The sequence below is a fragment of the Intrasporangium sp. genome, assembly GCF_035280925.1.
In the GTDB taxonomy this organism is placed as follows: domain Bacteria; phylum Actinomycetota; class Actinomycetes; order Actinomycetales; family Dermatophilaceae; genus Intrasporangium.
Genome location: NZ_DATEEY010000029.1, coordinates 1 through 26,491, shown reverse-complemented (window position 1 = coordinate 26,491; position 26,491 = coordinate 1). Strand labels below are relative to the sequence as shown.

Annotated in this window: 22 protein-coding genes; 9 read left to right on the top strand and 13 right to left on the bottom strand. The window is 70.6% G+C overall.

Annotation, left to right across the window (positions count from 1 at the left end; genetic code table 11):
- Positions 1-67: 67 nt before the first annotated feature.
- A complete protein-coding gene (locus VJN29_RS02910; protein ID WP_324142072.1) occupies positions 68-538 on the bottom strand; it encodes a hypothetical protein in 471 nt (156 codons plus the stop codon).
- A gap of 115 nt (positions 539-653) precedes the next feature.
- On the opposite strand from VJN29_RS02910, the gene VJN29_RS02905 reads away from it, so the two are divergent.
- The gene (locus VJN29_RS02905; RefSeq protein WP_324142071.1) at positions 654-2,453 is read left to right on the top strand and encodes a SulP family inorganic anion transporter; all 1,800 of its coding nucleotides are present in this window, start codon (positions 654-656) and stop codon (positions 2,451-2,453) included.
- Positions 2,454-2,651: 198 nt separating this feature from the next.
- Here VJN29_RS02905 and VJN29_RS02900 read toward each other — a convergent pair whose 3' ends face one another.
- The gene (locus VJN29_RS02900; protein ID WP_324142070.1) at positions 2,652-3,548 is read right to left on the bottom strand and encodes an aminoglycoside phosphotransferase family protein; all 897 of its coding nucleotides are present in this window, start codon (positions 3,546-3,548) and stop codon (positions 2,652-2,654) included.
- Between the two features lie 296 nt (positions 3,549-3,844).
- Between VJN29_RS02900 and VJN29_RS02895 the strand changes: the two genes are divergently transcribed.
- Both VJN29_RS02895 and ppsA read left to right on the top strand, forming a co-directional pair.
- A complete protein-coding gene (locus tag VJN29_RS02895) occupies positions 3,845-4,678 on the top strand; it encodes a pyruvate, water dikinase regulatory protein (protein WP_324142069.1) in 834 nt (277 codons plus the stop codon).
- A 41-nt stretch (positions 4,679-4,719) separates the two neighbouring features.
- Positions 4,720-7,095 carry a phosphoenolpyruvate synthase gene (ppsA, locus tag VJN29_RS02890; protein ID WP_324142068.1) on the top strand — a complete coding sequence of 792 codons (2,376 nt, stop codon included), beginning with the start codon at positions 4,720-4,722 and terminating at the stop codon, positions 7,093-7,095.
- A 93-nt stretch (positions 7,096-7,188) separates the two neighbouring features.
- Here ppsA and VJN29_RS02885 read toward each other — a convergent pair whose 3' ends face one another.
- On the bottom strand, positions 7,189-7,881 hold the full coding sequence (locus VJN29_RS02885) for a TRM11 family SAM-dependent methyltransferase (RefSeq protein ID WP_324142067.1): 693 nt from the start codon (positions 7,879-7,881) through the stop codon (positions 7,189-7,191).
- Between the two features lie 274 nt (positions 7,882-8,155).
- Between VJN29_RS02885 and VJN29_RS02880 the strand changes: the two genes are divergently transcribed.
- The 3 genes from VJN29_RS02880 to VJN29_RS02870 all read left to right on the top strand — a co-directional run bounded on the left by VJN29_RS02880 (position 8,156) and on the right by VJN29_RS02870 (position 10,621).
- Positions 8,156-8,836: a flavin reductase family protein gene (locus tag VJN29_RS02880; protein ID WP_324142065.1), complete on the top strand. Its 681-nt coding sequence runs from the start codon at positions 8,156-8,158 to the stop codon at positions 8,834-8,836.
- 139 nt (positions 8,837-8,975) lie between these two features.
- Positions 8,976-9,911 carry a patatin-like phospholipase family protein gene (locus VJN29_RS02875; RefSeq protein WP_324142064.1) on the top strand — a complete coding sequence of 312 codons (936 nt, stop codon included), beginning with the start codon at positions 8,976-8,978 and terminating at the stop codon, positions 9,909-9,911.
- Between the two features lie 29 nt (positions 9,912-9,940).
- Positions 9,941-10,621 carry a SprT-like domain-containing protein gene (locus VJN29_RS02870; protein ID WP_324142063.1) on the top strand — a complete coding sequence of 227 codons (681 nt, stop codon included), beginning with the start codon at positions 9,941-9,943 and terminating at the stop codon, positions 10,619-10,621.
- 1 nt (position 10,622) lies between these two features.
- Here the strand turns inward: VJN29_RS02870 and VJN29_RS02865 are convergent, their stop codons facing one another.
- Genes VJN29_RS02865 through VJN29_RS02840 form a run of 6 tightly spaced genes read right to left on the bottom strand, consistent with a single transcriptional unit; the run spans position 10,623 to position 18,030 of the window.
- The gene (locus VJN29_RS02865) at positions 10,623-12,203 is read right to left on the bottom strand and encodes an FAD-dependent monooxygenase (protein ID WP_324142062.1); all 1,581 of its coding nucleotides are present in this window, start codon (positions 12,201-12,203) and stop codon (positions 10,623-10,625) included.
- Entirely contained in the window at positions 12,200-13,171 is a 972-nt protein-coding gene (locus tag VJN29_RS02860) for an MBL fold metallo-hydrolase (RefSeq protein WP_324142061.1), read from the bottom strand. Before VJN29_RS02860 ends, VJN29_RS02865 begins: the two co-directional genes overlap by 4 nt.
- The gene (locus tag VJN29_RS02855; RefSeq protein ID WP_324142060.1) at positions 13,168-13,992 is read right to left on the bottom strand and encodes an ABC transporter ATP-binding protein; all 825 of its coding nucleotides are present in this window, start codon (positions 13,990-13,992) and stop codon (positions 13,168-13,170) included. The genes VJN29_RS02860 and VJN29_RS02855 overlap by 4 nt, the downstream gene beginning before the upstream one ends.
- Complete coding sequence (locus VJN29_RS02850; RefSeq protein ID WP_324142059.1) at positions 13,989-15,947, bottom strand: branched-chain amino acid ABC transporter ATP-binding protein/permease; 1,959 nt, start codon at positions 15,945-15,947, stop codon at positions 13,989-13,991. Before VJN29_RS02850 ends, VJN29_RS02855 begins: the two co-directional genes overlap by 4 nt.
- The gene (locus VJN29_RS02845; protein ID WP_324142058.1) at positions 15,944-16,813 is read right to left on the bottom strand and encodes a branched-chain amino acid ABC transporter permease; all 870 of its coding nucleotides are present in this window, start codon (positions 16,811-16,813) and stop codon (positions 15,944-15,946) included. The genes VJN29_RS02850 and VJN29_RS02845 overlap by 4 nt, the downstream gene beginning before the upstream one ends.
- Positions 16,813-18,030 carry an ABC transporter substrate-binding protein gene (locus VJN29_RS02840; protein ID WP_324142057.1) on the bottom strand — a complete coding sequence of 406 codons (1,218 nt, stop codon included), beginning with the start codon at positions 18,028-18,030 and terminating at the stop codon, positions 16,813-16,815. Before VJN29_RS02840 ends, VJN29_RS02845 begins: the two co-directional genes overlap by 1 nt.
- A 142-nt stretch (positions 18,031-18,172) precedes the next feature.
- Here VJN29_RS02840 and VJN29_RS02835 point away from each other — a divergent pair, with 142 nt between their 5' ends.
- Complete coding sequence (locus VJN29_RS02835; RefSeq protein WP_324142056.1) at positions 18,173-18,943, top strand: IclR family transcriptional regulator; 771 nt, start codon at positions 18,173-18,175, stop codon at positions 18,941-18,943.
- Here VJN29_RS02835 and VJN29_RS02830 read toward each other — a convergent pair.
- Positions 18,909-20,264 carry a GNAT family N-acetyltransferase gene (locus VJN29_RS02830; RefSeq protein ID WP_324142055.1) on the bottom strand — a complete coding sequence of 452 codons (1,356 nt, stop codon included), beginning with the start codon at positions 20,262-20,264 and terminating at the stop codon, positions 18,909-18,911. The genes VJN29_RS02835 and VJN29_RS02830 overlap by 35 nt on opposite strands.
- Positions 20,261-21,775, bottom strand: coding sequence for a cobyric acid synthase (locus VJN29_RS02825; protein WP_324142054.1), 1,515 nt, complete (start codon positions 21,773-21,775; stop codon positions 20,261-20,263). Before VJN29_RS02825 ends, VJN29_RS02830 begins: the two co-directional genes overlap by 4 nt.
- Positions 21,776-21,881: 106 nt before the next feature.
- Here VJN29_RS02825 and VJN29_RS02820 point away from each other — a divergent pair, with 106 nt between their 5' ends.
- Together VJN29_RS02820 and VJN29_RS02815 are read left to right on the top strand one after the other, a co-directional pair.
- Positions 21,882-23,414, top strand: a complete 1,533-nt coding sequence (locus tag VJN29_RS02820; protein WP_324142053.1) for a sodium-dependent transporter — start codon at positions 21,882-21,884, stop codon at positions 23,412-23,414.
- A complete protein-coding gene (locus VJN29_RS02815; RefSeq protein ID WP_324142052.1) occupies positions 23,411-23,536 on the top strand; it encodes a methionine/alanine import family NSS transporter small subunit in 126 nt (41 codons plus the stop codon). The genes VJN29_RS02820 and VJN29_RS02815 overlap by 4 nt, the downstream gene beginning before the upstream one ends.
- Positions 23,537-23,569: 33 nt before the next feature.
- Here VJN29_RS02815 and VJN29_RS02810 read toward each other — a convergent pair whose 3' ends face one another.
- Both VJN29_RS02810 and VJN29_RS02805 read right to left on the bottom strand, forming a co-directional pair.
- Entirely contained in the window at positions 23,570-25,720 is a 2,151-nt protein-coding gene (locus VJN29_RS02810) for a heavy metal translocating P-type ATPase (RefSeq protein ID WP_324142051.1), read from the bottom strand.
- Between the two features lie 150 nt (positions 25,721-25,870).
- The coding region (locus VJN29_RS02805) for a PadR family transcriptional regulator (protein ID WP_324142050.1) at positions 25,871-26,491 on the bottom strand (621 nt) is incomplete at its 5' end.

Here is a 26,491-nt window from a genome sequence, read left to right as displayed (position 1 = left end):
GTCGACGCGGTCCTCGCGTCCCGCCCTCCAGGTCCCGTCGGGGGGAAGGTCGAGGGGGCACTGGCACTCACGCATCGTCGTCACCTAACGGAGCCGATCCGAGGGCGGTGTCACGGGTGATGAAGCCTGGACTCCGCTGCCACAGCCCATCGATGACCTGGGGCAGCGCGTCGTCGTCGTGGGTCGAGTGGTCCCTGGGATGGGTGCCGACGTGCAAGGGCACGAGCTGCCCGGGAGTCGCCGTGTCGCGAACGCGCGTCACCACCATGGTGACCGCCCGGCCCTCCGAGGTGCCCTTCCAGCCGAGGGTGTCGGCGGTCCACCGGAACGGTACGTCACACTCCGCGTTGACGATCGCAGTCGTGTGCGTGGTGCCGATCGGGTTGGCCGCCATGGAGCGGGCGCTCGGCGGGACGTCGTCGACGAAGTCCCCGTCGAAGTCCCCGCCGAAGTCCCCGATGACGAAGTAGGTTGTCGGCACGCGCCTGGCGGCCCGCGTGGCAAGCCAGCGGATCCTGGGCTCGCAGGTGGTGCTCATGACGCCTTCTTCCTTTGGTCCCAGTCCACTCCACGGCGGCGTCGGCGGCGGCGACTTGTGGCCCAACGCACGCGTCTGCTGCGTCACACCGGTTGTGGCCCGGTAGGTTCGGCAGGTGACCGAGGGACGGAAGGCCCGGTGGGTGCGGTTCGCTCCGGGGCTGGGCGTGCTCCTGTCCTATGACCGGGTCTGGCTCCGTGGCGACATCCTCGCGGGCGTCACCGTCTCGGCCTACCTCATTCCGCAGGTGATGGCCTACGCCGAGGTGGCCGGCCTGCCGGCCATCACGGGGCTGTGGGCATCGGCCCCAGCACTGGTCGTCTACGCCGTGCTCGGCTCGTCGCGGCAGCTGTCCGTGGGTCCCGAGTCGACGACGGCCCTGATGACCGCCGCCGGGGTCGGCGCCATCGCGGGAGCGGCCGGCGGTCGTCACGCCGAGATCGCGGCCCTGCTGGCCCTGGCCGTCGGGATCGTCTGCGTGCTCGCCTGGCTCGCTCGCCTCGGGTTCCTCGCAGAGCTGCTGTCCAAGCCCGTCCTCGTCGGCTACATGGCCGGCATCGCAGCGCTCATGATCGTCAGTCAGCTCGGCAAGATCACCGGCATCGACGTCGCTGGTGAGTCCTTCCTCGAGCAGCTCTGGGACACGGTGACGCGTCTGGACGAGCTGCACTGGCCGACCTTCGCCCTTGCGATGGCCGTCCTCATTGCGCTGCTCGCCTTCGGGCGATGGGCGAAACGATGGCCCGGGCCGCTCATCGCGATGCTTGCCGCAGCGGCCGTCGTGCAGGTCTTCGGGCTCGTCGAGCAAGGCGTCGCGGTCGTGGGCGCGGTGCCCCGTGGGCTGCCGCCGGTCAGCGTGCCCCGTCTCGGGGACGTCGAGATCTGGACGCTGCTCCCGGCCGCCCTCGGAGTCGCTGCCGTGGCGTACAGCGACAACGTGCTCGAGGGGCGCGCCTTCGCGCTGAAGCGTCGCGAGACGATCGACAGCAACCAGGAGTTCCTCGCCCTCGGCGCGGGCAACGTCGCGTCGAGCCTGGTGTCGGGGTTCCCGGTCAGCTCGAGCGGTAGCCGCACCGCCCTCGCCGACTCCATGGGTGCGCGCACGCAGCTCCACTCCCTCGTTTCGGTCGTCGTGATCGTTGCGACGCTACTCTGGCTCGGCCCGGTCCTGGCCACCTTTCCCGCCGCAGCCCTCGGCGGCGTGGTCGTGTACGCGGCACTGCGACTCATCGACATCGCGGAGCTGCGCCGGATCACCGCCTTCCGGCGCAGCGAGCTCGTCCTGTCGCTGTCGACCACCGCCGCGGTCCTCGTCCTGGGGGTCCTGCCGGGCATCGGTGTCGCCGTCGGCCTCTCCGTGCTCGACCTGCTGCGCCGGATCGTGCACCCGCACGACGGCGTGCTGGGCTACGTCCACAACGTCGCTGGGATGCACGACATCGACGACTACTCGAACGCCGTGCAGGTGCCGGGGCTCGTCGTCTACCGCTACGACTCGCCGCTGTTCTTCGCCAACTCCCACGACTTCGTGAAGCGCGCTCTCCAAGCCGTGGCCGACGCACAACGGGTCGGGTCGGTGGAGTGGCTCCTGCTCAACGCCGAGGCGAACACGGAGGTCGACCTCACGGCCGTGGATGCGCTCGACACCTTGCGGATCACCTTGGAGGGCGACGGTATCCGGTTTGCCATGGCGCGAGTGAAGCAGGACATGCGCGACTCGCTCGACGCCGCGGGTTTCATCGACAAGGTCGGACCGGAGCTGATCTTTGCGACGCTGCCAACCGCGGTGGCGGCCTACGCCAGGTGGTACGAGCACACGCACGGACGACCGATCGAGGGCTTCCAGGTCCCGCCGGTCCCTCCGTTACCTGACCTCTCCGATCGTCGGCAGGAGCGGGGGACGGATGCCGGCTAGCTCCCCGTGTCGAGGCCATGCCGTATGCCGCTGAGCTGACCACCTGCCCACGGCGGGTTCCGGCCCCCGGCCCAACGTCGAGAGTGCCGGCCGTCTGGACGTGTGCGTCTGAGCGTTTCAGGCACGACTTGGGGTCATTGCCTTCCACAACTTCTTGGCAGGACCATCGACATTGCCTGTCCGGATGGGACTGCCGTGCTAGGAGTCCTCGAGGAGGGCCGTCAGGGTGCGGTGCGCGAGGCGCGACATCGGAGGATTCGTGACCCGGTAGTACGGCAGGCAGCCGCTCGCCTGGGCCAGCGCCCACGCCTTGCCACGGTCCCACTCGGCGTCCCCGACCGCGAGCGCCTCGCGAAATGCTCGCCGGGCAGTTCGGCCGAGCAGATTCCAGGCCGGCTGGAGGTCGAGGGCTGGGTCAGCGGGACCGGCGAGTCCGACGTCGATGACAGCCGACAGACGACCGCCCTGCACGAGGAGGTTGTCGGGCATGAGGTCACCGTGCGTCCACGTGTCGGGCGCGTCGTCCCGGGGCGTGCGAGCCAGCCTCGCCCAGAGCGCCTCTACCTCCGGCACGTCGATCAGTCCATGCGACTGGCCGAGCCAACGCCTCACGCCCGCGTCATGGTCGCTGAGCCGGCCGCCGCGTCTCTCGCCCATGAACGCCCGGCCCTCGGTGTCGATCTCTCGCAGGGCGAGGACGAGGCTGGCGAGCTGCTCGGCAAAGGGGACCGAGCCCGCCAGGTCGGCCTGCGAAGCCGGCAACCCCGGCAACCATCGGTAGACCGCCCACGGCAGGGGGTAACCGTGACCCGGCTCGCCGATCGACACGGGCTCGGGCGAGCTCACGGGCAGCCGGCCGAGGAGCCGCCGCGCGTTGTCCGCCTCCTCGGTGAGCTCGGCCCACACCGTGTCGGGGTCGTCGCCCTGCATCGGGAAGCGCAGGACGAGCTCCTCGCCCAGCCGATGGAGCAGGTTGACCGTGCCGTTGGACGGCACGCGGGAGAGACGCGCGCCGCGCAGGTCTGGTAGCTGCTCGGCGACGAGGGCAGCCACGGTCTCGTCACTCAGCTCGAGCTGGTCCGCATGAAGTCGCACCCGGCCACCTTTGCCGCTCGCGCTCAACGTGGCCAGTCCATTTCGCCCCGGGACGGCAACTCCGCTGCCGTGACCGCGCCGATGCCGTGAGACGGTGGGGCCGTGGCAGCCGAGCACCTCGACCGGTCGAGCGCCTCGGGATCCGCGCCCTTCCTGTAGATCGCCACCTTCGTCCCCCTTTCGTTCCCCGCGACCCCAGCCGCGGCCGGGGGCGACGGCGATGGGGAGCACTCCCCACCGTTCCGCAGGCGCGGACGCAGCACCATCGTGCTCGTCCGCTGTGGCACAGTGGCGAAGTGAGCGCACCCGACCGCGTCGCCGATACACCGGTGTTCTTCCTCGCTGGTGGGACGGGGATCTCTGCCGAGACGCTGGGCAACCTCATGCTCAACCAGTTCCCCACCGTCCGCTTCCTGCGGCGCAAGATTCCCTTCATCACGACCGTGGAGGTGGCGCGCCAGGTCGTGGCCGAGGTGGACGCCGCGATGACGGACTCCGTCACGCCATTGGTCTTCTCCACGGTGGCGGACGAGGAGGTACGCACCGAGCTGCAGCAGACCAGGTGCGCCTTCATCGACCTCTTCGGCTCGCACCTCGACGCGATCGAGCGCGTGCTGCACGTCAACGCCAGCCACAACCGCGCCGGACTGCACGGGCTCGGTGACCCGCGACGCTACGAGCAGCGGATGAAGGCGGTCGAGTTCGCCATGGAGCACGACGACGGTCAGAGCCTGCGGAACCTCGCCCAGGCCGAGCTGATCCTCATCGCCCCATCACGCTGCGGCAAGACGCCCACCTCGATGTATCTCGCCCTCCAGCACGGCATCAAGGTCGCCAACTACCCGCTCGTCGAGGAGGACTTCCGCTCGAGCGACCTACCGCGGCCGATCCGTGCCTATGCGGAGCGATGCTTCGGCCTCGTCTCCACCGCCGCCCGGCTGAGCCAGGTCCGCGGCGAGCGCCGACCCGGCTCGACCTATGCCTCGCTCGCCCAGTGCAGCTATGAGCTGAGACGGGCGGAGGCTCTCTACCACCACCACCGCATCCCCTCGATCAACTCCGCGTCGATGTCGGTCGAGGAGATGGCAGCCGTGATCATGCAGACCAGACGAATGAACAACCTCGCCTGAGGGGCGGCACCGCCACCGTCTCCGCCACGAAAGGACAACCCATGACCGCCAACATCCTCTGGTTCCGCGAGCTCGGCCTCGACGACGTCGAGTCAGTCGGAGGCAAGAACGCGTCCCTCGGCGAGATGGTCCAGCACCTGTCCAAAGCGGGTGTGTCGGTCCCGGACGGTTTCGCGACGACGGCGGACGCCTACCGCCGCTTCCTCGCCAACCACGGCCTCGCCGACCGGATCAACGGGCTGCTCGCCGAGCTGGACGTCGACGACGTCCGGCGTCTGGCCGAGGTCGGCAAGGAGATCCGTGACGCGGTCGAGGCCCAGCAGTTCCCCGCGGACCTCGAGCAGGACATCCGCGGCGCCTATGCCGAGCTCGTCGGCTCGGCCGGCAGCGAGGAGGTGAGCTGGGCGGTCCGGTCCAGCGCGACCGCCGAGGACCTGCCCGACGCCTCGTTCGCGGGCCAGCAGGAGACCTTCCTCAACATCAGCGGAATCGACAACATCCTGCACGCCATCAAGCTCGTCTTCGCCTCCCTCTACAACGACCGCGCGATCGCCTACCGCGTGCACAGCAACTTCGACCACTCGGTCGTCGCGCTCTCCGCGGGCGTCCAGCGCATGGTCCGCTCCGACATCGGTGCCTCCGGCGTCCTGTTCACCATCGACACGGAGTCCGGCTTCCCCGACGCCGTCTTCATCACGAGCGCCTACGGCTTGGGTGAGGGTGTCGTCCAGGGGGCCGTCAACCCGGACGAGTTCTACGTCTACAAGCCGGCCCTCGCCGCGGACCGTCCCGCCATCCTCAAGCGCGGCATCGGCGCCAAGGCGACGAAGATGGTCTACACGCACGACGCGTCGGTCGGCCGCACGACGGAGTTCGTGCCCGTCGACGCCGCCGACCAGCGTCGGTTCAGCCTCTCCGACGACGAGGTCACCGAGCTCGCCCGCCACGCCGTCAAGATCGAGGAGCACTACGGCCGCCCGATGGACATCGAGTGGGCCCGCGACGGAGTCGACGGCAGGCTCTACATCCTCCAGGCGCGCCCCGAGACGGTGAAGTCCCGCGTCAGCTCCTCCACGCTGCAGCGCTTCCGGATCAACGAGCGCGGTCCGGTCGTCGTCGAGGGCCGGGCGATCGGACAGAAGGTCGGCGCCGGCGCCGTCCGCGTGCTGACCGATGTCTCCACGATGCACGAGTTCCAGCCCGGCGAGGTGCTGGTCGCCGACATGACCGATCCCGACTGGGAGCCGATCATGAAGCGCGCCAGCGCCATCGTCACCAACCGCGGCGGGCGCACCTGCCACGCCGCGATCATCGCCCGCGAGCTCGGCATCCCGGCGGTCGTCGGCACGGGCGCGGCCACGGCCGAGCTCACAGACGGCCGCGAGGTCACCGTCTCCTGCGCCGAGGGCGACACCGGCTTCGTCTACGACGGGCTGCGTGACTTCACCGTCACCGAGACGGCCCTTGACGAGATGCCCGAGATCCCGGTCAACATCATGATGAACGTCGGCACCCCCGAGCAGGCCTTCGAGTTCTCTCGCCTGCCGCACAAGGGAATCGGCCTCGCCCGGCTGGAGTTCATCATCAACCGCCAGATCGGCATCCACCCGCGGGCGCTGCTCGAGCTCGACGACCAGGAGCCCGCGCTCCGCGAAGAGATCACCGAGCTCATCGCCGCGTACGACAGCCCGCGCGACTTCTTCGTCAGGCGGCTCGCGGAGGGGGTCGCGATGCTCGCTGCCGCCTTCGCTCCCGAGCCGGTCATCGTCCGCCTGTCCGACTTCAAGTCGAACGAGTACGCCAACCTCATCGGCGGCGAGCGCTACGAGCCGCACGAGGAGAACCCGATGATCGGCTACCGGGGCGCCTCGCGGTACCTCTCGCCCGACTTCGCCGAGTGCTTCGCGATGGAGTGCGAGGCGATGAAGCTGGTCCGCGACGACATGGGCCTGACGAACGTCAAGCTCATGATTCCCTTCGTGCGCACCGTCGCCGAGGCGGAGGGCGTCATCAACCTGCTCGGCCAGCACGGACTGCGCCGCGGCGAGAACGACCTGCAGGTGATCATGATGTGCGAGGTGCCGTCCAACGCGGTCGACGCGGACGCCTTCCTCGAGCACTTCGACGGCTTCTCCATCGGCTCCAACGACATGACACAGCTGACCCTCGGCCTCGACCGCGACTCGGCGCTCGTGGCCGGATCGTTCGACGAGCGTGACCCTGCCGTCAAGCGCATGCTCAGCCTGGCAATCCAGGCCTGCAAGGCGCAGGGCAAGTACGTCGGCATCTGCGGCCAAGGTCCGTCCGACCACGTGGACCTCGCCGAGTGGCTCCTCGACGAGGGGATCGAGTCGATGTCCCTCAACCCCGACACGGTCGTGGACACCTGGCTCCAGCTCGCCAAGCACGCGCGCTGAGCCAAGCGCCCAAGGCGGCGAACGCGCGGTCCCAGCTCAGCGGCATACGGAATCGGCCGTATGCCGCTGAGCCGGCTTCCAGGGGAAGCTCGCTCACGCGTCGCGGCGGAAGGTGAGCAGGTAGTCACCGGTCAGGTCGTGGGGGAGCGCGTCCCAGACGATGACCGTCTCGCCGAGGAACGGCAGGACGCGGCCGACCGCCCGAGCGACGTCCCACGCCAGCGCTGTCGTCTGACCGACGTACCGGATGTTGGCCGCGTTGACGACCAGGTGCCCGCCGGGCCGAAGCAGTTCGCGAACGGTTCGAGCGAGCCGGGCGAGGTGCTCGAGGTACGTGCCGTATTCGCCGTCGATGGTCTCGTACGCGGTCAACGGATTGTGCGGGTGCGCATTGGCCGTCATGTATGGCGGTGAGGTGAGGCACAGGTCGACGGGCTCGGCGACCAGCTCATGCAGGCCGCGGGCATCTCCCTCGATGACGGTGCAACCCGGTGCCCGGTCGCGGATCAGCGCCACGCGCTCGGGTAGCAGCTCGACGCCGACTGCTCTGCGACCCAGGCGGTTTGCCACGGCCAAGGTGGTGCCGAACCCGGCGAACGGGTCCAGCACGAGGTCGCCCGGACTGGTGAGGCGCTCGATCACTGCGGCCGCAACGCGTTCGGTGAAGTGGACGTCCTCGTCGGCCCCTGCGACCCGCTCCGCGGTGAGCTCGTCAGCGGTGGCGGTGAGGTATGGCGGCAGCGGCCGGTCGCTCGGCGATGCGCGCCGTGGTTCTGCGGTCGTCATGGCCTCCATCGTGCCGCGTCGACAGCGCCCCTCGGCCATCGACCGGGCCTCCGCACGTGCTGGGGCGTCTGGCACACCTCGACGCGACCGAGCCGGTCAGGGGTCGGACGTCCCATGGCTCTCGCCATGCGGACGGCATCGGTGCACCCAGCGACCACGTCGTCAACGCTCGGGCGTACGGGCCACGCCGTCCCGCGGATCACTGCACGGCAGCCCGCCTCGACCCGTGAGAGGGGCGACCTCACGGCCCCGGCACCTCCGGCGTCTTCAGGGCATGACATACCCCACCACGACTGCGGTGATGGCGGCAGAGCTGGTGCCCGCGCCTGATGCAGCCCCGACTCACTCCCACGACCTCGTCGATCCGGCGATCCTCTACTGGGGCACGCCTGTCGTCCTGGTCTCGACGCTCAACGAGGACGGCAGCGCCAACCTGGCCCCGATCTCGTCCGCCTTCTGGCTCGGACACACGGCCACCCTCGGCTTCGGCCTCACGTCGCACTCCCTGGCGAACCTGCAGCGCACCGGCGAGTGCGTCCTCAACCTCCCGGGTCCCGACCAGGTCGGGGCCGTCGATCGCCTGGCGCTGACGACGGGCGCGGATCCCGTCCCGCCGTGGAAGGCCGCCAACGGCTACGTCCACTCGCGCGACAAGTTCGCCCGTGCCGGGCTGACGCCGCTGCCTGGTCGGCGGGTCGCCGCGCCCCTGGCCGCTGAGTGCCCGGTGGCCATGGAGGCCACACTCGAGGCCGTCACCCTGACTGACCACGCCGTCGTCCAGGTCAACGTCGAGCACGTGCACGTGCACCCGTCGATCCGTACGGCTGGCAGCGACCGGCGCATCGACCCGACCCGCTGGCGTCCGCTCATCATGAGCTTCCAACGCTTCTTCACCCTGGGGGCCGAGGTGCATCCCTCGCGCCTCGCCGGCATCGACGAGGAGGAGTATCGCTGACGTGGTCACCACGCCACGCGCCGTACGTCCGTGCGCGGGAAGCCTCGGTGCCGAGCGCCAGTCGGAGACACGGGGGTGGGAGCCACCGGTGTGGCGTGGTTCACGGTAAGGGCCTGCCTCCCGGCCGCCACCAACGGACATGAGCGCCAGGACCACCGCCTTCGTCCTCTCCGGTGGGGGCAGCCTGGGCGCCGTCCAGGTGGGGATGCTCCAGGCCCTGGCCGAGCAGGGCATCCGGCCTGACCTGCTCGTGGGAACCTCGGCGGGAGCGATGAACGCGGCCTGGGTCGCGGGAAACGGGACCTCCTCGGCGTCGCTCGAGGCGCTGGCCGACGTCTGGCGCTCCCTGCGGCGAGCTGACGCGTTCCCCGTCGACCTGCGTCGGGTGCTCGGCGCCCTGCTCGGCCGGGACGCGGCGGTGTCGTCTCCCGATCGGCTGGGCGACCTGGTCCGCCGCCACGCAGGGTTCGACGTCCTTGCCGATGCGAGCATCCCGGTGCATTTCGTCGCCACCGACCTGATGAGCGGTCGCGACGTGCTCATCAGCGAGGGGTCGGTCGTCACCGGGGTGCTCGCCAGTGCCGCGATCCCGGGGGTCTTTCCTCCGGTGAGGCTCGGTGATCGGCTGCTCGTCGACGGTGCCCTCGCACCACATGCCGGCGTGACGCAGGCCGTGGCGCTGGGAGCGGAGGTCGTCTACCTGCTCCCGACCGGCACGCCGTGCGCACTCGCCGAGCCACCACGGTCGGCGGCCGCGATGGCCCTGCACGCCCTGACCCTGCTGCTGGAGCAGCGCGCCATCCACGACGTCGTCGCGATGGCCGGCCAGGTTGCCGTTCGGGTGCTGCCGCCGCTCTGCCCTCTCGCCGTCTCGGCGATCGACTTCGGTCGGGCGGCGGAGCTCATCGGCCGTGCCCGACGCTCCACCCTGACGTGGATCGAGGATGGCGGGACCGATCTCCCTGCGCCGGAGCGGTTTCTCTCGCTGCACAAACACCCACGGCTCGCTTCCGAACCGCATCTGCGGAGCGGGGTGCGGCAGGGGGGCTCAGACGCTGTCGGCGCCGTCCCCTAGGTTTCTGGCCGGGGCACCGACCAGTTGGGATGACGATGGAGTTGAGCGCTGCACTGAAACTGGGCCGAGAGCTCATGGCCTCACACGGGCTGAGCGACTGGGTCCTCAACCTGGACCGGGCGAGGACGAGAGCGGGCGCGTGCCGTCCGGCGAGACGGGAGATCTCGCTGAGCACGCACCTGACCCGCCTCCATCCCGAGACCGAGGTCCGGGACACCATCCTGCACGAGATCGCCCATGCGCTGGTCGGCCCGGGCCACGGCCACGACGCGGTCTGGCGCGCCAAAGCGCTCGAGATCGGCTGCTCCGGCCAGCGCTGCTCCTCCGTGGAGGCCCCCGGAGTCACCGGTGCCTGGCTGGGCAGGTGCGCCAACGGGCACGAGACGACCCGACACCGGATGCCGACGAGGGTGGCCATCTGCACCCGGTGTGCCGGCCTGGAGCAGGCGCGCGTCCTCGACTGGACGTACCTCGGGCAGCGGGTCCCGATGCACCCCAACTACGTGGCCGAGCTGGATGCCCTTCAGCTGGGGCTGCCCCAGCTCCTGCCCGGTCGTCTGCGTCCCGGCGCCGTGGTCCGGGTCGCCGCACCCGGCCAGTTCGACGGAGTGGTGGGGCACATCGTCGAGCGCGGGCGCACGCGCTATCGAGTCCGGGTGCCCGATGGCGTCCTTTCGGTGCCCTTCGCCTGGGTCGAGCGGGCCGGCTGAGTCAGCCAGGATGGCCGAGGGCGCGGCGAGCAGCGGCTGTCAGCTCACTCGGCTCGCGCACGACGGCGCAGGTGTGCGCGTCAGGCCGCACGAGCCAGACGTCCGCAGGGTGCGCCTTCAGCGAATCGAGCAGTATGCCGCTTGGCTCGGCCTCCCCCAGGGCCAGAACCGTGTGTGGTGCCGTTCCCGCGCCCTCGCGCAGGGCTGCTGTCACAGCCGCGAGGTCGGCTCGAGGGCCGGCCAGGGCGAGCAGACCGGTTCGGGCCAGCTGTCGGACGTGGGTGCTGCCGGTCCGGCTGGCCCGGTCCACCGGAGCGTCGGGCAGGATCACCCCGGGCACCGGTTCTGGCGGCGCGCCGCGTGCGGGCCGCCCCGGCCACGTGCGGTCGGGAGCGGCTGTGGTCAGCGGCGAGTCGACGTACCAGAAGGGCTCGGAGAGGCGGCCGGAGTCGACGTGGGCCCGCGCAGTCACGTCGTGACGGGCAGCCTTGAGCACGTCGGCACGCCGTGCCCTGGCCTCGGGCGAGTGCGGCACGAGGAAGTCCATCGTCGCCGTCGTGACCTCGAGGTTCTCGACCGCCGCAGCGCGCCGCTCCGTCGCGTAGCTCTCGAGCAGCTCCGGGCCAGCCCAGCCCCGCAGCGTCCACGCGATCTTCCAGGCAGCGTTCTCGACATCGGGCACGCCGGAGTTGAGGCCGCGGGCCCCGAAGGGTGCCACGAGGTGGGCCAGGTCTCCGGCCAGGAGGACCCGGCCCACCCGGAAGCGCGACGCGATCCGCGCGTGGAAGTGGTAGACCGACGACCAGTCGACACGGTACGGCGACTCGCCGATGATCTGCCGGATGCGGTGATCGAGCCGCCCCGAGGAGCGCTCGGCGTCGAGGTCGAAGTCCGGTTCCACCTGCCAGTCGATCCGGTAGAGGCCCTTGGGGCACGGGTGGATCAGCACCTGCCGACCGGGATTCCACACCGGGTCGAAGTAGAACCGGCGCTCCTGTTCCCAGCCGGGCAAGGTCGCCTCGATGTCGCAGATGAGAAAGGCGTCGCTGAACGACGTCCCCTCGAAGTCGACACCGAGCATGGTCCGGATGTCGGAGGCTCGGGCCCCGGCGCAGGCGATCGCGTAGTCACCCGTCACCTCGACCTCGCCGTCGGGAGTCTCGCAGTGCACCGTCACCGAGGTGGGGGACTGGGAGATCGCCGCGATGCGATGCGACCACCGCACCTCGATGAGCGGCTGGCAGGCGATCGCCTCGTCAAGCACCTCCTCCGTCCGGGCCTGGGAGATGTTGACGAATGGCGGGAACGGCGATCGCCCCGGATCGCTCAGCTCGACGACGAAGAGCTCCTCGTCCCGGTGGAAGGTGCGGGCTCGCGACCACGTCAGGCCCTCGTCGGCGATCGCCCGGGCGCCGAGCTCGGCCCAGAAGTCCAGGACGTCGCGCTGTTGGCAGATCGCCTTCGACCCCACGAGGTCCCGTCCCGGTCGCTGGTCGAGGACCACGACCGGGATGCCCCATCGGGCCAGGGCCAGGGCCGCGGTCTGGCCGACCGGCCCGGCCCCGAGGACGAGGACGCTCATGGCTGCAGCTGGTCCCACACCTCGCGGTCACGCTCCGCCGTCCAGATCACCGGTCGTTCGATCCCGTTCAGCTCGTCCCAGTAGCGGGAGACGTCGAAGGGGAGCGAGTGCTCGAAGATCGGCCAGCGGCCGTACTCGTCGACGAGCGCGGCGTGGGCGGCGTCGAAGGCGTCCTTGAGCGAACCGCCCCCGCGGTGCACCGCCGTGACCTGCTCCATGAGCACCTCGAGGAAGTGCCGCGTCTGGGCGACAGCGGCGTCGACCGCCTCCCGTCCGCGAGCGACGGCACCGCGGCCACCGACGAGCGCCTCGGCCCGGAACGACGCGACTGCATCGAGGGTGTGGGTCGCCCAGTCGCGATGGAAGGCGTCACCCGTGTAGAGCGCGGCCTGTGACTCGACGAGATCGCCGGCGAAGAGCACGCCCTGCTTGGGCAACCACGCGACCACGTCACCCTCCGTGTGGCCACGGCCGCACCAGCGCAGGATGAGGTCGCCACGGTTTCCCCCGAGGGGAATCCACAGCTCATCGGCGAAGGTGATCGTGGGGTGGGTCAGTCCAGGGATCTCCTCCGGCTGCTTGAAGAGCCTCGGCATCCTGCCGAACTCGCTCTGCCAGTCCTGTTCGCCCCGTTCGTCGATGAGGCGCCGCGTCGACTCATGGGCGATGATCTCCTCTGCCTCGAAGGCGCTGGCCCCGAGCACTCGCACGGCGTGGTAGTGGGACAGCACGACATGGCGCACCGGCTTGTCGGTGTGCTCGCGCAGCTTGGCCAGCCACTCACGCGCCGCGGCCGGCGTGGCCCGGACGTCGAAGCAGACGAGGAAGTCCTCGCCCTCGATCGCGCCGACGTTGGGGTCCCCTTCTGCGGTCAGGGCATAGACGCCTTCGCCGAGCACCTCCACGGTCTCGACCTTCTCGACCAGGTCGGCGGACGAGGCGAACGGCTTGCTGGACTCCGCTGTCATGACTCCTCCTTGGTCTCCGGTTCGACCACATCGAGAAGGGCGCTCGAGGACGTCGTGCCGCCGCCGAGATAGGCCTGCCGGACTCGGTCGTCCCTCGCCAGCTCATGCGGTGTTCCCTCGGCGACGACCCTGCCGCGGTCCATCACGACGACGCGATCGGCGACCAGGAAGGCCGCCCGCACGTTCTGCTCGACGAGGAGCACGGCAAGTCCGCGGTCGTCGCGCAGGTGGGCCAGGGCCGCAACGATCTCGCCGATGACCTTCGGTGCCAGGCCAAGGCTCGGCTCGTCGAGGACGATGACAGACGGATCCGCCATGAGCGCACGAGCCATGGCCAGCATCTGCTGCTCGCCGCCGGAGAGGGCGCCCGCCGGCAGGCTGATCCGGTCCGAGAGGCGGGGGAAGAGCTCCAGAGCGGCAGCCCGCCGAGCGGCATACCCCTTGTCCCGCATCCGCACCCACCCACCCAGGGCGAGGTTGTCCTCGACGGTGAGCGATGGGAAGACGAGACGGTTCTCCGGCACGTGCGTCAGCCCGCGCGCGGCGATCTGCTCGGCCCCGAGCCGCGTGACGTCCTCGCCCCCCAGCGTCACGGTGCCGGCAGTGGGACGGAGCAGTCCCGAGACGGACCGCAGCAGGGTCGACTTGCCGGCCCCGTTGGCGCCGACGACGGCGACCAGCTCGCCGCGATCCACGGTGACCGTGACGTCGTGGAGCACTTCAAGCCGGTCGTATGCCGCTCGCAGCCCTTCCACACGCAGGCCACCGGCCGCCTGAGCCGGGTCCTGCGCCATCCCTGCCCGGTTCGGGGCGGCGCTCATGCCCCTACCTCGCCCTCGACCCGCGCGGCCGCCTGCCGCACCAGGCTCTCGTCCTCGGCGGCGACGCCGAGGTAGGCGGCGATGACAGCCGGGTCGTTGCGGATCTCCTCCGGCCCGCCAAGCGCGATGAGCCGGCCGTCATCGAGGACGGCGACCCGATCGGCGAGCGCGAGGACCGCCTCGACGTCATGCTCGACGATGAGGACCGCGACCCCGGCCCGGCTCGCCTCGCGCAAGAGCTCCGACAGGCTGGTGCGCTCGGATCCGGAGAGCCCGGCCATCGGCTCGTCGAGCATGACCAGGGCCGGGCCGAGCGCGAGCGCCCGCGCGATCTCGACCTGGCGCTGCATGCCGAAGGGCAGGTCGGCGACCGGACGGTCCGCGTGGTCGGTGAGGCCCAATGCTTCCAGGGCCTCGCGTGCGGCCGCGTCGATGCTGCGCTCCTCGCTCCGGGCCAGTCCCCCCATCCCGCGAAGGATCCCGGCCCGGCTCCGAAGGTGGCGGGCGACCTTGACATTGCCGAGAACGGTGGCGCTGCTGAAGACCTGGAGGTTCTGGAACGTGCGGGTCGCACCGAGTGAGGCGGCGACGTGCGGTCGCTGGCCCTGGACCTCCCGACCGCGCAGGGTCACCGTGCCCGACGTGGGCGGCAGCACCCCGCTGATCATGTTGAAGGCCGTCGTCTTGCCCGCGCCGTTGGGGCCGATGAGGGCGACGATCTCGCCCGCTGCGACGTCGAGATCGACGTGGTCCAGTGCGGTGACGCCGCCGTACCGCTTCGTCAGGTCCCGCACAAGAAGCAGGGGCGATCCCCGCTCTGGGAGGTCAGCCCCCTCGAGCAGCCCGGCCAGCCGGCTACCGGACGGGGCCGCGTTCGGCACGCTCGGGGAAGGGGTGGACTCGGTGGATGGTGCAGTTCCTGCCGCCGCCGCCCCATCAGTCGAGTGTGCAGTACGCGCCGCGGTGAGCTGGTGCCACAGCTGGGCGAGACCCCCGGGCACGAGGATGATGACGAGGACGAGGACGACGCCGAAGGCGAGCAGCTGCACCTCGCCGCTCGCGCCCGGAATGAGGGCCGTGATGAGGTCCCTCGCCCCCTCGTCCATGGCGCTGACGGCGATGGCGCCCGTCAGCGCGCCCCAAACGCTCCCGAGGCCACCGAGCACGACCATGAGGAGCATCTCGACGCTCAGCTCGAATCCGGCCGCCTCCGGTGAGACGACGCCGAGCCAGTGGGCGTAGAAGACGCCGGCGAGACCTGCGTACCCGGCGGCGAGGACGAAGACCCGAAGGCGCAGCGCGAACGTGTCGACACCCAGGCACTCCGCGGCCACCTCGGAGTCGTTCACCGCCCCGAGCGCCCGCCCCATCCGGCTGCGGACCAGGTTGGTGGCAAGCAGCATCCCCACCACGACGAAGGGCGAGAGCAGCCAGAAGTACTCCTGGGCCGAGTTGTAGAGCCGACCGCCGAACTCCGGCTTGGGAATCCCGTAGAGCCCTGACGTACCACCGGTGATCTCGAGCTCCCGCACGACGACCGTGACGATGATCCCGAGACCCAGCGTGGCGAGGGCCAGGAAGTGCCCGCGCAGCCGGAGCAGGGGAAGGCCCACGAGCAGCGCCACGACCATCGCCGCGACGGTCGCGACGACGGCGGCCGGCCACATCGACCAGCCGGCCTTGGTCACGAGCAGCGCCTGCGTGTAGGCGCCGACCGCGAAGAACGCCGCGTGGCCGAGGCTGACCTGCCCGGCGAGGCCCATCAGGAGGGACAGCCCGATGGCGGCCAGCCCGTAGATGAGCGCGTAGACCCCGACGTTGACGACGGCGGTCGACGCGACGAGCGGGAAGACGACGAGGGCCACCGTGAGGAGGACGAACGGCACCCAGCGGCCCCAGCGCGAGGAGGTGAGCGGCATACGGCGGAGCTGGCCCCGGCCCGAGACGGCGGTCACACGCGCACCCCACTCGCCTTGAGTGCCAGCCCCTGGGGCCGGATCAGCAGCACGAGGAGGAGCACCACGAAGGCGACGGCGTCGCGGTAACCGGAGGCGACGTAGCCGGCCACGAGGTTCTCGAGGACACCGAGCATGAGCCCGCCGAGCATGGCGACACGGAAGGACACGAGTCCGCCGAGGGTGGCCGCGACGAAGCCCTTGAGCCCGAGTGTCAGACCGGAGGTCCAGGACGCGAGGTAGATCGGCGCCCCGACGACGCCGGCCGTCGCCCCGACCAGCCCCGCGATCGCGAAGGCGACCATCGTCGCCGTGCGCGGTGAGATGCCGACGAGCCGGGCGGCCGTGGGCTGTTCCGCGCACGCCCGCAGCGCCTTGCCCTGCAGGGTGTGCTCGTAGAACCGCACGACGAGGAAGCCGAGGACCGCGGCCGTACCGAGGATCCAGAGCTCCTGGGCCCGGATGCTCACGCCGCCGATGGTGAAGTCGGACCCGGGGAAGGGCTCGAGGCGAAGCGCCTCGGGGCCCCAGATGAGCAGCATCGCGGCCTTGACGGCGGTGGAGACGCCGAGTGTGAGGATGATCGACAGCAGCGGCGTCATCCGCTTGATCGGCGCGATGGTCAGCCGTTCGAGCGCAACGGCGACGAGGACGACGACGACCACCGCGACGGCGGCGGCGACGAACAGCGGCAGGCCGGTGCCCACGACGCTGATGGCCGTGAGCCCGGCGAGCGCTGCGTACTCACCCTGGACCAGGTTGACAATCTCGCGCACCGAGAAGACGGCGACGAAGCCGAGGGCCACGAGGCCGTAGATCGCCCCTTGGGCCAGGCCCGAGAAGACGAGCTGGAGGAAGTCGCTCATCAGCTACCGGCGGCCGACCAGGTCCCGTCCTTGACCTCCACCATGACGAGGGCCTCCTTCGTCAGACCCGAGTGGTCCTCGGGCGTCATGGTGAACACGCCACTGACGCCGGGCCAGTCCGAGATCTTCTCGATCGTGTCGCGCAGCTTGGCCTTGTCGGTGCCGGCCGTCTTGAGTGCCTCGACCGCGATCATGAAGCCGTCGTAGGCGTGTCCGGCGAAGGTGGACGGGTTCTGGCCGTACTTGGCCTTGTAGTCCGCGATGAACTTCGTGACGACGGGCTTCTGCGGGTCGTTCTCCGGCAGCTGGTCGGCGACGAGCATGCGCCCGAGCGGGGCGAGCAGGCCGTTGGCCGAGTCGCCGGCCGTGTCGAGGAAGGCCTGGTTGCCGATGCCATGGGACTGGTACACCGGGGCGTCGATCCCGAGCTGGCGGTAGGCCTTCTGGGCGAGGCCGGCAGCCGGCGGGATGCCCCAGATGAGGGTGGCGTCCGGGTTCGCGTCACGGATCTTGACCATCTGCGCGGTGAAGTCCGTCGCGTCGGGCGCGAACTTCTCGGTCACGACGACAGTGATGCCGGAGGGCTCTCCGATCTCGGCGAGCATCTCGGCCACCCCCTCGCCGAAGCCGGAGGCGTCGCGGGCGAGCGCGATCCGCTTGTAGCCCTTGGCCGTCATGTCGTCAACGAGCTTCTCGATCACGACCCGGTCGTTCTGCGCGGTCTTGAAGACCCACGTGCTGCCGTCGACGATCGCCTGGTTCGCCGCCAGCGAGATCATCGGGATCTCGGCCTGCTCGGCGATGGGACGCATCGCGAGGCTCGGCCCGGTGCGCGACGCGCCGAGGATGAGGTCGACCTGCTCGCTCGAGATGAGGGAGTTGACGGCCTTGGCCGCGCCGTCCTCGGTCGACTGGTTGTCCTCGATGGTCAGCTCGATCTGGCGCCCGTTGACGCCGCCGTCCGCATTGACCTGCTCGGCGAGCATCTCGAGGGTCTGTCGCTCGGGTACGCCGAGGGTGGCGCCGGCGCCGGTGATGTCGAGCACCGCGCCGATCTTGATGGGGCCCTGCTCGGCGCCGCCCCCGGCGGTGCCTGCCGGGGTGGGCGTCTCGTCGCTCTCGGCGCAGCCGGCGAGGACGAGCGCGGCGCTCGCGACGACGGCAGACACCCGGATCAGCGTGCGCCGGGAGGATGGGGGAGCGATACGGGGGGTCATGAATCATCCCATCTGCCACGTCGTTGTGGCGTTGGTCAGGCACGGAGAGCAGTGCGACATCTGGCGGGGACTCTGCGCCTCGTGTTCAATATTCGAACAGAGGTTTTCGATATCAGGTCCAAAGTAGGAGGGGTGGCGAGCGGTGACAAGACCCGAGTCCCCAACCGTTACCATCACCGCCGGCGCAGTGGTGGGCGACGGCGCTCCCGCCTCGCAAACCCTTGACCGGGGCCTGCGCGCCCTCGAGCTGGTTGCCGCGGCGGCCGAGCCGATGACGACCTCCGGCGTCGCACGGGCCCTCGGCCTGCACCGTTCGATCACCTACCGGATGCTTCGCACGCTCGAGAACCGCCGACTCGTCGACCGTGACTCCTCGGGCGCCTGGCTGCCGGGGGCCGGACTCGCGGTCCTCGCCACGAACGTCGTCCCGGAGGTCCGGTCGGCGGCGCAGCCGGTCCTCGAGGCGCTGGCCAACAACACCGGGATGACCGCGTTCCTGGTCATCCGGGACCACGACGAGGCCGTCACCGTGTCGGTGGTCGAGCCGCGATCCGCCATCGCGCACGTCACCTACCGACCCGGCAAGCGCCACCCGGTGCACCGGGGTGCCCCTGGCCTGGCGCTCCTCGCCGGCGCAGCGACCGGTGTCGCCGACGGCAAGCCCGAGCGTCCCGAGGTGACCGAGTGCCGTGAGCGGGGGTGGGCCTACTCGGAGTCCGAGGTGCTCCCGGGCATGAAGTCGGTTGCATCGCCCGTGCTCGACGACGACGGCCATTGCCGGGCCGCCGTGGCCGTCGTGTTCGTCGGCGACCACGACCTGGCTGCCCTCGGGTCCGCGGTCATCGCAGCCGCTGCCGACGTCACCCACCGCGCCCGGCTCATGTCGCGGAGCCGACCGACCGGCCCGGCCTGAGCCGAGCGTAGGACACCTCGTCGGAGAAGGTTCCGTCCGGGTTCTTGAGCCGCCCGGCGAGCACGCCCTCGCGCACGAAGCCCGCCCGTGACGCGACCACGCCCGAGGCGACGTTGTCGAGCTTGTGGCCGAGCTCCAGGCGCGCGATCGAGGTCGTCGCGAACGCCCAGTCGACGAGCAGCTCCAGCGCGCGCACCGTCAGCCCCCGGCCGCGGAACTCGGGGAGCACGCCGTAGCCGATGACGGCCACCTCCGGCGGTCCCATCCGCAGCACGGAGATCATGCCCACGCGGACCCCCGACGCCACGTCGACCATGGCGAAGCGTGCGGCCCGACCGCTCCTCCAGTCCCGCACGGCCCGTGCGGCCGCCTGCCGTGCGCCCTGCTCCGTCATCCGCTCGGCGGTGAACCCCCACTTCATCGCCTCGTCGTTGTTGTTCTCGGCGAGCAGCAGGTCCCAGTCGGCCGTGGTCATCGGCCGCAGCGTGAGGACCCCGTCCGAGAGCGAGTCGACGGTTGGCCAGGACGGTGACGGCTGCCCCGACTCTCCCGCGGGCGGTCGCAGCACGTAGGCGTCCAACACCCACCCGGGCGCTTCCGCCGCCCGTGAGTGCGCCGCGCGCAGCTCGTCCGCGACTTCCGACAGCCGCCCGGAGACGAGCACTTCGTCCGGAGTCCCGAAGTTCGCGCCCCAGTACAGCTCGAGATCCGGGAAGAGGTCCGAGAGCTCAAGGCACTGCAGGCGGTCGTCACCGACGACCACGGCGTCGCCCATCGCCGGCTCGTAGGAGTCGACGAGGCGTTGTCCGGAGATGAGGCGTACGTCGGCTCCGTCACCCCCCAGAGGAATTCGGTGAGCCGCAGCGAGCAGCTGGGGTGCCTCGGGACCCGGGGTCACCTCGACATCCGCGTGGAAGTGGGCGGCCAGGCCGTTCGCCAGCCCGAGCGTCGCACGGGCCAGCGCGGGATCGCCCCACGTGAGCAGGCCCAGCGTCACCTCGCGCGGGCCGGCCTGCCCGAGCGCGGCCACACTCGCCTCCACGCGACCTCCCAGCGCTGCTTCACCGCGGTCGTATGCCGGTGAGCTCGTCTCGCTGTCGGCCTCAGTTCGCTGGCGGGTGACCTCCACGAACCGGTGGCCATGGTTCGCCGGGACGATCTCGGCGCAGAGGGCACGCTGCGCAGCCCTCCGGGCGGCCGCACCCTCGCCGATCTCGGCGAGGAGGAAGACGTCGACGGTGTTGAGCGCGGCGACCGCAGCGCGAGTGAGGTGGTCAGGGTGGCCCACGCCGAGGCCGATGACTCGAATTCGCTTGATCATCGGGCCAGCTCCTTCCGTGCCGCGCGGGTCGGCGCGAGCAGGGCCGCGATGTCGACGTGTGCCTCCAACGCGTCGGCCAGGGTGTCGAGCATGAGCTCGCGGCGCTCGCGGAAGCCCGGTGCGTCCGCGGCCGGTTGCCAGCCCGAGCCGGCCTGCGCCGCGACATCGCTGAGCCAGGCGCGCCGGAGGCCGTCGCTCTCGAAGGTGCCGTGCCACATCGTTCCCCACACCGCCCCGGCCCTCCAGCCGTCGAGGAAGCGCTCCGCTTCGGGCTCCCCTTCGGAAACGGCCTGGGCGATGCCGTGATGGATCTCGTAGGCGCTGTCCACGAGGTGGCCACGCCACGTCCCCGTGGGCCGTCGCAGCAGCTTGTCCGTGCCGAACTCGACGCGGACCGGCAGCAGCCCCAGCCCCGGCACGAGCCCGACCTCGCCCTCGACGTCGTCGCGGATCTCGCGCGCCAGCATCTGGTAACCACCGCAGATGCCGACCACGGGCCGCCCGGCTGCCGCCCGCGCCACGAGCGCCGCGGCCAGGCCGCGCTCACGAAGCCAGGCGAGATCACGTGCGGTGGAACGCGACCCGGGCAGCACCACGAGGTCCGCAGCCTCGACGACGGAGGGGTCCACGGTGAGCAGCACGTCAACACCCGGCTCTGCCGCCAGGGCGTCCACGTCGGTGGCGTTGGAGATCCGAGGCAGGCGCACGACCGCGACCCGGAGCCGGTCCCGCGCCGTGGGTGAGGCCGTCGTCGGCGCCCGCCAGTTCCCCACGGCCAGGGTGTCCTCGCTGTCGAGCCACACGTCGAGGAGCCACGGGATCACCCCACGGAAGGGGATCCCGGTGCGGCGGGTGATCTCGTCGAGTCCCGGTTCCAGGACCGACACGTCGCCGCGGAACTTGTTGATGAGGAACGCCGCGAGCAGCGCACGGTCGGCGTCATCGAGCAGGGCCCAGGTGCCGTGGAGCGCCGCGAGGACGCCGCCACGGTCGATGTCGCCGACGACGACCACCGGCAACCCGAACTCCCTTGCCAGCCCGAGGTTGACGTAGTCGCCCTTCCGCAGGTTGATCTCGGCCGGCGAGCCCGCTCCCTCGCACACGACGAGCTCGTACTCGTCGGCCAGCTCCCGGTAGGCGGCGAAGGCGGCCTCGCGAAGGTGACCGCGCCCAGCGGCATACTCCCCGGCTTCGAGCACCCCGGCGGGACGGCCACGGACGACGACGAAGGCGCGCCGGTCCGTCCCCGGCTTGAGCAGGACGGGGTTCATCGCAGTGGTCGGCTCGACCCCCGCGGCCACGGCCTGGAGCCACTGGGCGCGCCCGATCTCGCCGTCGGCGCAGACCATCGAGTTGTTCGACATGTTCTGGGCCTTGAACGGGGCAACGCGGACCCCGCGCCTCGCGAGCGCCCGGCACAGGCCGGCCGCGATGACGGACTTGCCTGCGTCCGAGGAGGTTCCGGCGATGAGCAGGCCCGACGCAGAATCACCGCCAGAGTTGACGTTCACCCGGCCATCTTCGCGGACTGCGGCGCGCCGGTCACGTCGGCGCTGGTCAACAGCACGCTTTCGAGCCATGCTGGTGGAACCAGTCTGGTTCGATCCGGGAGGGTACGTGAGCACCGCAGCTGACGACGTGCGCGAAGCCAATCGTGGGATGTTCTCGAGCAGGCGGGTGTTCATCCTCGCCGCCATAGGCTCGGCCGTGGGTCTGGGGAACATCTGGCGGTTCCCCTACGTGGCCTATGAGAACGGCGGAGGGGCGTTCATGCTGCCCTACCTCGTGGCCCTGTTCACGGCGGGCATCCCGTTCCTCTTCCTCGAGTACGCGCTCGGCCACAAGTACCGCGGGTCGGCACCGCTCTCCTTTGCCCGACTGTCCAGGGGGACGGAGGGCCTGGGCTGGTGGCAGGTCGGCGTCTGCTTCATGATCGCGGTCTACTACGCCGTCGTCATCGCCTGGGCGCTGAGCTACGCGTTCTTCTCCTTCGGCAGGACCTGGGGCGACGACCCGGACGCCTACTTCTTCGGCGACTACCTCCAGGCGGGCGACCCCGGGGTGTCCCTCGACTTCGTCCCGGGGATCATCCTGCCGCTGCTCGCCGTGTGGGGGGCCCTGATCGTCGTCATGGCGCTCGGCGTCCAGAAGGGCGTCGGCCGCACGTCCGTGATCTTCATCCCCGTCCTCCTTCTGGCGTTCGTCGCCCTGGTCATCCAGGCGCTGACGCTCACCGGCGCGTCGGCGGGGCTGGATGCCCTGTTCGCGCCCAACTGGTCGGCCCTCGGCGACCCGGCGGTCTGGGCGGCGGCCTACGGGCAAATCTTCTTCTCGCTGTCCATCGGCTTCGGCATCATGATCACGTACTCGAGCTATGTGAAGCGGCGCACCGACATGACGGGCTCCGCGATGGTCGTCGGCCTGTCCAACTCCGGGTTCGAGATCCTCGCCGGCATCGGCGTCTTCGCAGCCCTGGGCTTCATGGCGCAGGCGTCCGGCGTCGCCGTCGGCGAGGTGGCCACCTCGGGCATCGGGCTCGCCTTCGTCGCGTTCCCGGCGATCGTCAACGAGGCGCCTGCAGGAGCCCTGCTCGGCTTCCTGTTCTTCTTCTCCCTGGTGCTCGCAGGCTTCACCTCGCTCGTCAGTGTCCTCGAGGTCGTCATCTCCGCGGTGCGGGACAAGTTCGAGACGTCCCGTCTCAGGGCCACCCTGGTCGTGACGATCCCCTGCGCGATCATCAGCCTCGTCGGTTTCAGCACCACGAGCGGGATCTACGTCCTCGACATCGTCGACCACTTCATCAACCGCTTCGGGATCCTCCTCGTCGCGGTCGTCAGCATGCTCGTCGTCGCCTGGGTCGTCCGTGGGCTGCCGCAGCTGCGCGACCACCTCAACAGGGACGGATCCGTGCCGGTCCGCGGGTGGTGGATCGTGCTCATGTCGGTCATCACCCCGGTTGTCCTCGGCTACGTGCTCATCACCGAGCTGCTCGCGGTCCTCGACGAGACCTACGGCGACTACCCGGGGTGGATGGTCCTCGTCTTCGGCTGGCTGGCGGCCCTGCTGGTACTCGTCGCCGGCTTCCTGCTGGCGCGGATCCCCTGGCGCCCTGACACACCTGTCCACGGTCAAGAGAGGGAGGAAGCATGAGCACCGGAGCCATCGTGATGATGGCGATCGCCATCCTCGTGGTGTGGGGCGGCCTCGTCGTCGCCATCCTCAACCTGCGCCGCGGCGACACGGAGGAGATGATTGAGCACCGCGACCTCTGACCGGCAGCCCGGGAGGTTCCCGAACGGCGCGGGTCAGGCGTCCACGGGCACGGGTGGCGACTCCGACTGCACCGCTGCGGCGCTCGCCTCCGGGCGCAGGTCGAGACGGCGCAGCAGCTGTGCGTTGAGGGCGACGACGACGGTCGACAGCGACATGAGCAGGGCACCGACCTCCATGGGCAGCACGAACCCGATCGGCGCCAGGACGCCCGCCGCGAGCGGCACGGAGACGAGGTTGTAGCCGGCGGCCCACCAGAGGTTCTGCTTCATCTTGCGGTAGCCGGCCTTGGACAGCTCGATCACCGACAGGACGGAGCGCGGGTCGTCGGAGGCGAGGACGACCCCCGCGGAGGCGATGGCGACGTCGGTGCCGGCACCGATCGCGAGCCCGACATCCGCCTGGGCGAGCGCGGGCGCGTCGTTGACGCCGTCGCCGACCATGACGACGGTGCGTCCCTCCCGCTGGAGCTCGGTCACCTTGTCGCTCTTGTGCTCGGGGCGGACGCCCGCGAAGACCTGGTCGATCCCGAGCTCTGCGGCCACCGCGCGCGCAACGGGCTCCGCATCGCCGGTGATCATGACCACCCGGATGCCGAGGCGGTGCAGGGCGTCGACGGCCTGTCGCGACTCCTCGCGGATCTCGTCCGCCAGCGCCAGTGCGCCGGCGACCTCACCGTCGACCAGGACGTGGAGGACCGTTGATCCGGCGTCGGCCCATGCCCGCGTCTGGTCGAGGGGTGCCACGCCGTGCTCGGTGAGCAGGTGCGGCCCACCGACGCTGACCGTCCGTCCGTCGATCGTCGCCGTGACTCCGACCGCGCTCGACGACCTGAAGTCAGCCGCCCGGGCCAGCGGAAGCCCGCCCTTCTGTGCCGCGCCAACGATCGCTCGGGCCAGGGGGTGCTCGCTCGGGCCTTCAGCCGAGGCGGCCAGCGTGAGCAGCTCGTCCTCGGCCAGCGACGTGGCGAGGATGTCGTGCACGGCCGGCTCGCCCTTGGTCAGCGTCCCGGTCTTGTCGAAGAGCACCGTGTCCACGAGTCGCATGCGCTCGAGCGCGCCGCGGTCCTTGACCAGGACGCCGCCGCGCGCCGCGCGCTCCGTCGAGATGGAGACGACGAGCGGGATGGCCAGCCCGAGGGCGTGGGGGCAGGCGATGACGAGGACGGTGATGGCCCGGGTCAGGGCGTCCTCCGGAGTGCCGAAGGCGCTCCAGACGACGACGGTGATCACGGCGACCCCGAGTGCGAACCAGAAGAGCCACGCCGCCGCCTTGTCGGCGAGCAGCTGCGCCCGGGTCGACGAGGACTGCGCCTCGGCGACGAGCCGTTGGATGCCGGCCAGGGCCGTGTCATCGCCTACGGCATCCACTCGCACACGGAGGGCGTTGTCGGTTGCGACCGTGCCGGCGACGACCTGGTCGCCGACCTCTCGACGGACGGCGCGGGACTCGCCCGTGATCATCGACTCGTCGATGTCCGCCGAGCCGTCCACGACGTCGCCGTCCGCGGGGATGCGGCCGCCCGGCCGGACGATGACGACATCCCCGACGCGGAGCTCGCTCGGGGAGACCGTGGTCACGGTGTCGCCGTCGACCCGCTCGGCCTGGTCGGGCAGGAGCGCGGCGAGGGAGTCGAGGGCGGACGAGGTGGCCGCCAGCGACCGCATCTCGAGCCAGTGGCCCAGCAGCATGATGACGATGAGGAGCGCGAGCTCCCACCAGAAGTCGAGCTCGTGCGAGAAGACGCCCAGGGTTGCACCCCAGGAGGCGACGAACGCGACGGTGATCGCCATGCCGATGAGCAGCATCATCCCGGGCTTGCGGGCCTTCACCTCACCCACGGCGCCGGTCAGGAACGGCCTGCCGCCCCAGACGTACATGATCGTCCCGAGGATCGGTGGGATCCAGGTGAGGCCACCGACATGGGGGAGTGAGTAGCCGACGATCGAGGCAAACATCTCACTCAGCAGGACCGTCGGCACCGCCAGGGCGAGCATGATCCAGAAGAGTCGCCGGTACATCGCCACGTGGTCGCCATGGCCGGCATGGCCCATCGCCCCATGCGCGTCGTGACCGCCGTGCGCGTCGTGACCGCCGTCCTGCTGGAGTGTGCCGTGCCCGTGGTGGCCGTCGTGCGACGTCGTCTCGTGGGCGGGTCGAGTGGCCCGCTCGGACTGGTCAGACATGTTCGCTCCTCTCGCTCTGCTCAACTATACCCCCATGGGGTATGCAACACGAACCAGGGGTGGAGCATTCCCGCCCGGCACGAGAAGAAGAAACCCCCAGGACCTTCGCACGAGGTCCTGGGGGAGTCACCTACGCGTGATGCGTTCGGATCACTCGGGATCGCCGTCAGCCAGCAGCTGGTAGAGCCGGCGCCGGGTCTCGGAGAGGATCTCCGTCGCCTCGGCCCGCTGCTGCGAGGTGCCGGTCGTGACGACCTGCCACATCGCGCCCATGACCTGGCCGACGACGGGCATGATCCCGTCTCCGCCGCCACCACCCGAGCCGGACGAGCCGCCCTCGTCCTCGGGCTCCTCCTCGCCGGACTCGAAGGCAGCCCACGTGGCGGCCATCTCGTCGGGGTGCTCCTCGACGTAGCTGCGGCCCTCGTCGGTGAGCCGGAGGAGCCGACGGCCGTCGACCTCGCGTCCCTCGACGAGGCCCTCGTCCTCGAGCTGCTGCACGGTCGGGTAGACGGAACCAGGGCTCGGCTTCCATGCGCCGCCGCTGCGGTCGGCGATCTCCTGGATGATCTGGTAGCCGTTCATCTCATCGCCGGCGAGGACGTCGAGGATTGCGGTGCGGACGTCACCGCGGCGCGCGCGCGGCCGTCGCGGCTTCTGGGGCTGCTCCGGCCCGAACGACGGACCGCCGAAGCTGCGGATGAGGTCGTGCACCCACGGCGGCGGGCCGGGCCGGCCGCGTCCCATGCCGCCCCACGGACCCTCGCCGCC

What these genes read in the sequence shown, in the direction of transcription:
- VJN29_RS02910 (WP_324142072.1), bottom strand. Translation starts at nt 538, where the DNA reads ATGAGCACCACCTGCGAGCCCAGGATCCGCTGGCTTGCCACGCGGGCC.
- ppsA (WP_324142068.1), top strand. Translation starts at nt 4,720, where the DNA reads ATGACCGCCAACATCCTCTGGTTCCGCGAGCTCGGCCTCGACGACGTC.
- VJN29_RS02885 (WP_324142067.1), bottom strand. Translation starts at nt 7,881, where the DNA reads ATGACGACCGCAGAACCACGGCGCGCATCGCCGAGCGACCGGCCGCTG.
- VJN29_RS02880 (WP_324142065.1), top strand. Translation starts at nt 8,156, where the DNA reads ATGACATACCCCACCACGACTGCGGTGATGGCGGCAGAGCTGGTGCCC.
- VJN29_RS02875 (WP_324142064.1), top strand. Translation starts at nt 8,976, where the DNA reads ATGAGCGCCAGGACCACCGCCTTCGTCCTCTCCGGTGGGGGCAGCCTG.
- VJN29_RS02870 (WP_324142063.1), top strand. Translation starts at nt 9,941, where the DNA reads ATGACGATGGAGTTGAGCGCTGCACTGAAACTGGGCCGAGAGCTCATG.
- VJN29_RS02865 (WP_324142062.1), bottom strand. Translation starts at nt 12,203, where the DNA reads ATGAGCGTCCTCGTCCTCGGGGCCGGGCCGGTCGGCCAGACCGCGGCC.
- VJN29_RS02860 (WP_324142061.1), bottom strand. Translation starts at nt 13,171, where the DNA reads ATGACAGCGGAGTCCAGCAAGCCGTTCGCCTCGTCCGCCGACCTGGTC.
- VJN29_RS02855 (WP_324142060.1), bottom strand. Translation starts at nt 13,992, where the DNA reads ATGAGCGCCGCCCCGAACCGGGCAGGGATGGCGCAGGACCCGGCTCAG.
- VJN29_RS02845 (WP_324142058.1), bottom strand. Translation starts at nt 16,813, where the DNA reads ATGAGCGACTTCCTCCAGCTCGTCTTCTCGGGCCTGGCCCAAGGGGCG.
- VJN29_RS02840 (WP_324142057.1), bottom strand. Translation starts at nt 18,030, where the DNA reads ATGACCCCCCGTATCGCTCCCCCATCCTCCCGGCGCACGCTGATCCGG.
- VJN29_RS02830 (WP_324142055.1), bottom strand. Translation starts at nt 20,264, where the DNA reads ATGATCAAGCGAATTCGAGTCATCGGCCTCGGCGTGGGCCACCCTGAC.
- VJN29_RS02815 (WP_324142052.1), top strand. Translation starts at nt 23,411, where the DNA reads ATGAGCACCGGAGCCATCGTGATGATGGCGATCGCCATCCTCGTGGTG.
- VJN29_RS02810 (WP_324142051.1), bottom strand. Translation starts at nt 25,720, where the DNA reads ATGTCTGACCAGTCCGAGCGGGCCACTCGACCCGCCCACGAGACGACG.